Origin of the sequence: Saccharopolyspora sp. NPDC002686, assembly GCF_040295745.1 — a bacterium.
GTDB lineage: Bacteria > Actinomycetota > Actinomycetes > Mycobacteriales > Pseudonocardiaceae > Saccharopolyspora > Saccharopolyspora oryzae.
In genome coordinates this window covers 1-7969 of the sequence record NZ_JBEOVY010000353.1, presented here as the reverse complement: position 1 = coordinate 7969, position 7969 = coordinate 1, and the positions used below count along the sequence as shown (strand labels likewise).

Genomic DNA, 7969 nt, shown 5'->3' with positions numbered 1-7969 from the left:
AAAATGGACTAGACCAGCTGGGCGGTCAACGGTTTGGCGATGTTGCGAAGCGGGGGAGGGTTGACGCGGCGGGGTGTGGGTCGTTGACTGGACTTGAGGGTCGTGCCGATCGCCGCGATTCCCGTCTGCAGGGCCTGGTTGAAGTTCATCGCGAAGTCCTCGCGGCGGAGCTGGGTCGTGGCCGTCGCCGAGGCGCGGGTGCCGCCCCACGGGTCCGGGCCGACACCGGCGAAGCGGGTGTCCAGGTGCACCGGGCGCGTCACCCCGCACAGCGTCAGCTCGCCCTCCAGGTCCCAGCGGTCACCGCCGCGCGGGCGCAGGGCCGTGGAGCGGAAGGTGATCTCGGGGTGGCGCTCGACGTCCAGGAAGTCCGCGTTGCGCAGGTGGTCGTCGCGCATCCCGTTCGCGGTGTCGATGCTGGACGCGACGATCGAAGCCTCCACAGTGGACGATTCGATCGGGTTGCCGATGCGGATCTCGCCGGAGAACTCGTTGAACCGCCCGCGGATGCTGCTGATCCCCAGGTGCCGCGCGGTGATCTGGATCGACGAGTGCACCGGGTCGATCCGCCACACCCCCGGCGCGGGCAGGTCGGAGCCGCCCGCGCGGCGCAGCTCGACCTCGCCGAGCGTGGCCGCGGTCCCGTCGTGCACCAGCGTGGTCCGCGCGACCGGTTCGTGCCCCACCGCCGTGACGATCGCGGTGTAAGCACCGGCCTTCAGCCCGGTGGCGACCACCGAGCCCTGCGCGTCGCCCTGCACGCGGGCGACCTGGGTGCCGGTGCCGTCGATGACGGTCAGCACCGCCTCGGGGACCGGCCAGCCGTCGCCGCCGCGCACGGTCGCGGTGACCGCACCCGCGCCGGCACCGACGCCGGTCGTTTCGACCTGCTGTTGGCCGAGGTCCATCAAGAACATCTCCTCAGAGCGTGAAGATCGTGTGCGCGGGCGGGGTGAACGGACCGGGGACGGCCCGTTCACCCCGGCACCGCTGCTCAGCCGGCTTCCGGGTAGCCGAGCTCGACGTCGTGCGTGCTCGTCTCGCCGGACAGCTGCAGCGACGAGGCGACCGGCGGGTAGCCGGTGGCGATCACCGTGTACTCGCCGTCGGGCAGGTCGGTGAAGGTGTAGTTGCCGTCGACATCGGTGGTCGCCGCGCCGACGACCGCGCCGCCGGAGTTCAGCAACGTGACCCGCGCGTCCGGCACCGCGACACCGAGGTTGGCCGACCGGACCACGCCGGTGAGCTGCGCACCGCTCTGCAGCATCACGTCCGCGGTGGTCTGCTCGCCGTCGGTCACGGTCACCGAGTTGGCCACCGGCCGGTAGTTCGGCGCGGTGACGGTCAGCGCGTACGAGCCGCCGACCAGGTCGCCGAACGCGTAGTGCCCGTCCGCGGTGGTCACCGAGGTGGCCACCACCTCGCCGCGCACGTCGGTGAGCACGACCATCGCCCCGCCGACGCCGACACCGCCGACGTGCACGAGACCGGCCAGCCGACCGGCGCCGAGCAGCTGGACGTCGTGGCGCACCGGGCGCTCGCCGACCACCACCATCGACGCGGTGGGCTGGTAGCTGCCGCCGGAGGCGATCAGCACGTAGGTGCCGCCGTGGGTGACCGCCAGCTGGAACTGGCCGTCCTGGTCGGTGCGGGCCCGCTCGACCTGCCGCCCGTTGGCGTCGGTGAGGGTGAGCACGACACCGGGCACCGGGCTGCCGACGGAGTCCTGCACGGTGCCGTGCACGTACAGCCCGTCGCCGCCGAGGTCGCCCGCCAGGTGCCTGCCGTTCTGCCGCGGCGACACCGGCTCTGACCAGGCCTGCGAGCGCCTGTCCACAGAGTTGTCCACAGGCTCGGCGGCCAGTCGGACGGTGTCCTGGCTAACGTCTCCAACCTGCGGAGAGCCGTTGGTCGAGGCACCGCCCACCACCGAGTTGTCCACAGGACGGGTGAGGTTGTCCACAGCCTCCTCGTGCGCGGCCACCGCCACCGCCTCCCTTTCCTCGTGACTGTCGATCGTGGTCCGCAGCGGGGTCTCCCGGACGAACAGCACCGCCAGGAAGGTCACCACCGCGATGCAGGCCGAGATGAAGAAGATGTCGCCGATCGCGTCGCCGTAAGCGGCGCGGACGATGACCTGGATCGGCTCCGGCAGGCGGTTGAGGTCCAGGGTCCCGCCGCTCTGGCCACCGGCGGCCTGCGCGGCACCGGGGATCTTGGACAGGCCCTGCACGATGTAGTCCGACACCTGGGTGGCCAGCACCGCGCCGAGCACCGAGACGCCGGCCGAACCGCCGAGGGTCCGGAAGAAGGTGACCACCGAGGTCACCGAACCCATGTCCCGCGCGCTGGTCGAGTTCTGCACCGCGAGCACCAGGTTCTGCATCAGCATGCCGACGCCGGTGCCCATCAGGAACAGGTAGATGCCGACCAGCCACAGCTCGGTCTCGTGGTCCATCGTGCTCAGCAGCCACATGGCCGCGACCATCACGATCGACCCGGACACCAGGAACGGCTTGATCTTGCCGGTGACCCGCGAGATCACCTGGCCGGAGATCGTCGAGGACAGGAACATCCCGCCGACCATCGGCAGCGTCATCAGACCCGCGTGGGTCGGGGTCATGCTGCGCGAGATCTGGAAGTACTGGCCGAGGAACACCGAGCCGCCGAACATCGCGGTGCCGACCGCGACGGTGCCGATGGTGGCCAGCGTGACGGTGGTGTTGCGGAACATCCGCAGCGGCACGATCGGCTCGCTGACCTTCGTCTCGATGATCACGGCGATGATCAGCGCCAGCAGACCGCCGCCGACGTAGGCCGCGGTCTCGACCGACCACCAGTCGAAGGACTTGCCCGCCAGCGAGACCCACACCAGCAGCAAGCTCACGCCGCCGACCAGGAACAGCGCGCCGAACCAGTCGATCTTGACCTCGCGCTTGACGACCGGCAGCTTCAGCGTCCGGCCCAGCACGATGAACGCGATCACCGCGATCGGCACGGTGACCCAGAAGCACCAGCGCCAGCCCAGCCAGGACGTGTCCACGATGAGACCGCCGACCAGCGGGCCGCTGACCGTGGCCACCGCGAAGGTGGCGCCGATGTAACCGCTGTAGCGGCCTCGGTCGCGCGGGGAGACCATGGCCGCGATCACGACCTGGATCAGCGCCTGCAGGCCGCCCATGCCGATGCCCTGCAGGGCGCGGAAACCGATCAGGGTCTCCATCGACTGCGCGAACCCGCCGGCCACCGAGCCGACCGTGAAGATCACGATGGCCAGCTGGTAGAGCAGCTTCTTGCTGAACAGGTCGGAGAGCTTGCCCCAGATCGGGGTGGACGCGGTGGAGGTCAGCAGCATCGCCGTGACCACCCACGTGTACTGCCCCTGGGTGCCGTTGAGGTCGGCGATGATGCGCGGCAGCGCGTTGGACACGATCGTCGAGCTGAGGATGGCGACCAGCAGCGCCAGCATCAGCCCGTACATCGCCCGCAGGATCTGCCGGTGGGTCATCGGCGATTCATCGGCGGACCCGTGCGCATCCCGCCGGGCCGGTGCTTCTCGCACCGCCTCCGTCGAGCTGGTCATCGAGTTCCTTCCCTGGTGGTCTCGGGGCCTGCTTGGCAGATCCCCTCGTCGATCGTGTGGCGGCGGATGTCGTCCATGGCTACCCCCAGCAGCCGGGTCAGCTCGCGGACTTCCGCGTCCTCCCAGCCCTCCAGCGCCCCGGCGATCCACTCCGCCTTCTTGCGTTCGAGTCCGGCGACTTCGCGCTCGCCCTCGGGGGTGGCGCGCAGCAGCGACACCCGCCGGTCGGCGGGGTCGGGTCGTCGGCTGATCAGCCCGGCCTGTTCGAGCTGGCCCACCTGCCGGCTCACCACGGAGGCGTCGACGACGCGGTGGTGGGCGAGGTCGGAGGCCCGGCACTCGCCGCGGAAGACGAGTTCGGTGAGCAACCCGGCCGCGGCGTAAGGCACCTGATCAGCGAAGTGTCCTCGTTGCAGTGCGACCTGCTTGAGCCCCATCAACGCCCGCAACGGGCGGAGCAGTTCACCGCAGGTCTCGAGCTTCGGTCCCATGCGAACCCAATCCTTTAGTTGCTGCACGCAACCATAACCTCAATTGGTTGTAGCACGCAACTTGTCATCCTGTGACCCGCAGCACTGGCGGCCAGAGTGTCGAGTCACTCGACATGTCGAATGACTCGACATATGCTTCGCTCATGGATCACGAACGCCTCACAGCTCTCTCCGCTCTCGTCGCCTGGGCCGATCGCCGAGAACGCCTGGCCGAGGAGCGCGCCGACCTCGTCGCCGCCGCGTGGCGCAGCGGCTCCCGCAACGTCGCGGAGCTCTCCAGGCTGGCGCGGGTCTCGCGCGACACGATCTACGCGGACCTCAAAGCCCGGAGCATCGACGCCTCGGCGCGCGCGCAGGATCCGATCGACGCGGAGGCGGTTCCGGGCGACCAGCTGAAGGCGGAGTCCGTGCGCCCGCTCGCGCAGCTGGTCGACGCGGTGGCCCGCCCGGCGTTCGATCGCGCCCCGGACGACCCGCTCACCCGGGTGACCACCAGCGCGGGCCGAGCCCTGGAAGCGGTGGCGGACGTCCTGTCCCCGCCCACCGACCAGGGGCCGGGCTGGACGCGGGAGGAGCTGCTGCCCGGATTGGCCGACCAGGGAGCCGCGATCACCCACCACGCGCAGCGCGAGCTCGCCGCGAGCCAGGAGCCCGACCAGCTCGCGGAGCGGACCGACTACCTCCACCGCGCGCTGCTGCACCGCGGCAGGAACGCGTCGGCGGAACGCGTCGAGGTGGTGGTCGCGCTGCCCGCCGGAGGATCGACCACCGTCCGGCTGGACCGCGACGAGCGCGGGTGGACCACCCTCAGCGGCGACAGCCCGCTGCTGACCGGCGAGATCGACGGGCTGGACCACCTGGAGGTGCAGCACGCGCTCGCCGTCCTGAGCCGGGTGATCACCCGCAAGCTCGACGAGGGCGCTTTCGTCCCGAAGCGCAAGGACGCGCTGCCCGGAGGACCGGCGGTGCGGCACCGGTCCACTCCGTCCAACGAGGACTAGCCGGCTCCAGCCGGGCTCACATCATGTCGTTGAGCTTGGCCAAGAGCCTGGCCAAGTCCTTCAGGTCATCGGTGGTCCAGCTGGCGAACTGGCCGTGGAGGTGCTTGCGGCGCTCCGCGCGGACCTGGGCGAGGCGTTCGCGGCCGAGGTCGGAGAGCTGGATGCGGCGGGCCCGGCCGTCGTCCGGGTCCGGGACGCGCTCCAGGAGGTTCAGCTCCACCAGCGTCGCGATCTGGCGGCTCACCGTCGACTTGTCCAGGCCGGTGCGGCCGGCCACGTCCATGCCGCGCAGCGGTCCCGCGTCGTCGATCATCAGCAGCAGGCTGTAGGACGCCGGGTCGAGGTCCGGGTGGACGTGCGCCGCGACCGTCGTCGACAGGTTGCGGGCGCGGCGGAACATCATCACCAGCTCGCGCTCGACGTTCTCCGCTGCGGTGCGCCGGTCCACGCCTTCCTCGCGCACACCCTCGGTCGCCCGCGCCTCGTCCTGCTCGATCACAGCTCTCCCGCCCGCGCCTCCGCCGCTCGAAGACGCACCCGCAGCCCGATCACAGGGCCCGAGCACCACGTTAGTCCGTTTCGCCCCACTCCTAGGAGCCGGTATCCGAACCAATTGTGGGCGACGGCGCAGGTGGCGGAACCCCCGCGTCACTTCGCGGAGATCGGCTCCGAGCCGTGCCAGGGCCGCGGGGTGCCCTTGGCCTCGAAGTAGTCGCCGCCCTTGCGCTTGACGTCGTCGGTGCCCCAGGAGCGCTGGCGCAGCACCGGGACCATCCGCGGGATGTGCTTGCGGCAGTGGATGTAGGCCTCCTCGACCTGCACCACCACCCAGCGCTCGGGGGTGCGGCCGCGGTCGAACTCGGCGGGCAGCGCGGGGTGGATCGCGCGCAGGTCGGAGTCGTCGACGATGCGGGCCTTGCCGTTGAGGTGCAGGCCGATCAGGTCGGTCACGAAGTCCACCAGCAGGATCCCGATGTGCGGGTTCTCGCTGATGTTGCCGAGGCTGGCCATCACGCCGTTGCCGCGGTACTCGGGGTAGCAGAGGTGCCGGTCGTCGAGCACTTCGATGAAGCCGGGCGGGCCGACGCGCAGGCTCGAGTCGCACTCGCCGCCGGCGTCGGAGGTGGCCACGAAGGCCATGTCCATCCGGCCGATGAACTCCTTCATCTGCGAGTTCAGGTGGTCGAGGACCTGGTCGTCGTAGAACTTGCGGGCTCGCTTCTCGGTGCCGTAGGCCCGCTGCAGCAGGTGCTCGCCGGACGACCCGGGTAACTGCACCGCGTGGTCTTCGTCGACGAACGGGTCGCGGGGGACTGCGTCCAGCGCGTGGTTCTGCAACGGGGTGGTGGCCTGCCAGGCGTCGGTCGGGGTCGACGGCTCGGACAGCTCGAGGTCCAGCAACGCGTCGTCGGCGGTGCCGGTCGGGGTCGGGTGGTCGGGGCTCACGCGGCTCACCGTGTCACGCCTTCCTCTCCACTCACAGACGTGGATACTAGGTTCCCCCGACAGGTTCATGCACCATCTACCAGTAGTAGTTAACAACCACTCAAAAGTGGCATCAAGGCAGACGCGCCCCGGCGCACGGGTTAGGGTCAGCCCAGTGTCGGGGGGCGCATGCAAGGAGCGGTGTACCCAAGAGGTGCCGCCGCCAACGTGGAGAAGACTGCACCCGAACCATGACAGCGAACGCCGTACTCAGCCCCGGACCACCCCCGAACGAGCCGTCCCGCGAGCCGTCCTCCGGTGTCAGCAAGATGGTTCGACTGATCCGCGAGAGCTTCGAGGTCGTCGAACCGCAGATCGATGAGGTCGCCAAGTTCTTCTACGGGATGCTGTTCAGCCTCTCCCCGGCCACCCGCGAACTGTTCGCGGCGAACATGGAAGTGCAGCGCAGCCGCCTGCTCCGGGCGCTCGTGCACGTCATCCAGATGGTCGACAAGCCCGACGAGCTGCTGCCGTTCCTGCACCAGCTCGGCCGCGACCACCGCAAGTTCGGCGTGGTCGCCGACCACTACGAGGCCGTGGGCACCGCCCTGCTGGCCTCCATCAAGAAGCACGCGGGCGACTCCTGGAACGACACCGTGGAGCGCGCCTGGGCGGAGGCCTACACGGTGATGGCCTCGGCCATGACCGAAGCGGCCGCCGCCGATGACGGCCCCGCCTGGTACACCGGCGAGGTCATCCACCACGAGCGGTTGAGCTGGGACGTCGCGGTGATCCGCGTCCAGACCGACCACCCGATGCCCTACCTGCCCGGTCAGTACGTGAGCGTCGAGGTGCCGCAGCGGCCGCGGTTGTGGCGGTACCTGAGCCCGGCCAACGCGCCTGCCGAGGACGGGATCATGGAGTTCCACGTCCGCTCGGTCGACGGCGGCTGGGTCAGCCGCGCGCTCGTCGGGCACGCCCGCATCGGCGACCAGTGGCGGATCGGTTCGCCGATGGGCCGGATGTCGGTGGACCGGGAGGAATCCGCGGACGTGCTGATGATCGCCGGCGGCACCGGGGTGGCCCCGATGCACGCGATCATCGACGACCTCGCCCAGTACGGCGAGAACCCCCGCGTCCAGCTGTTCTACGGCGGCCGGACCCGCGAGGACCTCTACGACCTGGAGAACCTCCAGCGGATCGCCATGCACAACCCGTGGCTGACGATCACCCCGGTAGTGGAGAACGACCGGGACGCCGTCGGCGTCGAGCACGGCACCCTGCCCGAGGTGGTCACCCGCTTCGGCGCCTGGCAGGACTGGGACGTCCTGGTCAGCGGCTCCCCGGGCATGATCCGGGCAACGGTCTCCCGGATGCTCGTCGCGGGGACGCCCCTCGACAAGATCCACTACGACCCGTTCGCCCTCGACTGAGACGTACAAGCTGAAAGGGCCCCTTCAACCGAGTCC

The 7969-nt window shown here is 70.0% G+C and carries 7 protein-coding genes; 2 read left to right on the top strand and 5 right to left on the bottom strand.

The window, feature by feature from the left end:
* Positions 1–8: 8 nt before the first annotated feature.
* From ABTZ89_RS32135 to ABTZ89_RS32125, 3 genes are all read right to left on the bottom strand, one after another.
* Positions 9–908 (bottom strand): YceI family protein, encoded by a 900-nt coding sequence (locus tag ABTZ89_RS32135; RefSeq protein WP_351051833.1) that lies wholly within the window; start codon positions 906–908, stop codon positions 9–11.
* Between the two features lie 86 nt (positions 909–994).
* A complete protein-coding gene (locus ABTZ89_RS32130; RefSeq protein WP_502949629.1) occupies positions 995–3508 on the bottom strand; it encodes an MFS transporter in 2514 nt (837 codons plus the stop codon).
* 71 nt (positions 3509–3579) lie between these two features.
* A complete protein-coding gene (locus ABTZ89_RS32125; RefSeq protein ID WP_270954181.1) occupies positions 3580–4074 on the bottom strand; it encodes a MarR family winged helix-turn-helix transcriptional regulator in 495 nt (164 codons plus the stop codon).
* A gap of 143 nt (positions 4075–4217) precedes the next feature.
* Between ABTZ89_RS32125 and ABTZ89_RS32120 the strand changes: the two genes are divergently transcribed.
* Positions 4218–5075, top strand: a complete 858-nt coding sequence (locus tag ABTZ89_RS32120; RefSeq protein WP_351051826.1) for a hypothetical protein — start codon at positions 4218–4220, stop codon at positions 5073–5075.
* A gap of 16 nt (positions 5076–5091) precedes the next feature.
* On the opposite strand, the gene ABTZ89_RS32115 is transcribed toward ABTZ89_RS32120, so the two are convergent.
* Together ABTZ89_RS32115 and ABTZ89_RS32110 are read right to left on the bottom strand one after the other, a co-directional pair.
* Entirely contained in the window at positions 5092–5574 is a 483-nt protein-coding gene (locus tag ABTZ89_RS32115) for a MarR family winged helix-turn-helix transcriptional regulator (protein ID WP_270954183.1), read from the bottom strand.
* 149 nt (positions 5575–5723) lie between these two features.
* A complete protein-coding gene (locus ABTZ89_RS32110) occupies positions 5724–6521 on the bottom strand; it encodes a pyridoxamine 5'-phosphate oxidase family protein (RefSeq protein WP_351051822.1) in 798 nt (265 codons plus the stop codon).
* A gap of 308 nt (positions 6522–6829) precedes the next feature.
* Between ABTZ89_RS32110 and ABTZ89_RS32105 the strand changes: the two genes are divergently transcribed.
* A complete protein-coding gene (locus ABTZ89_RS32105) occupies positions 6830–7933 on the top strand; it encodes an FAD-binding oxidoreductase (RefSeq protein ID WP_270954185.1) in 1104 nt (367 codons plus the stop codon).
* Positions 7934–7969: the final 36 nt, after the last annotated feature.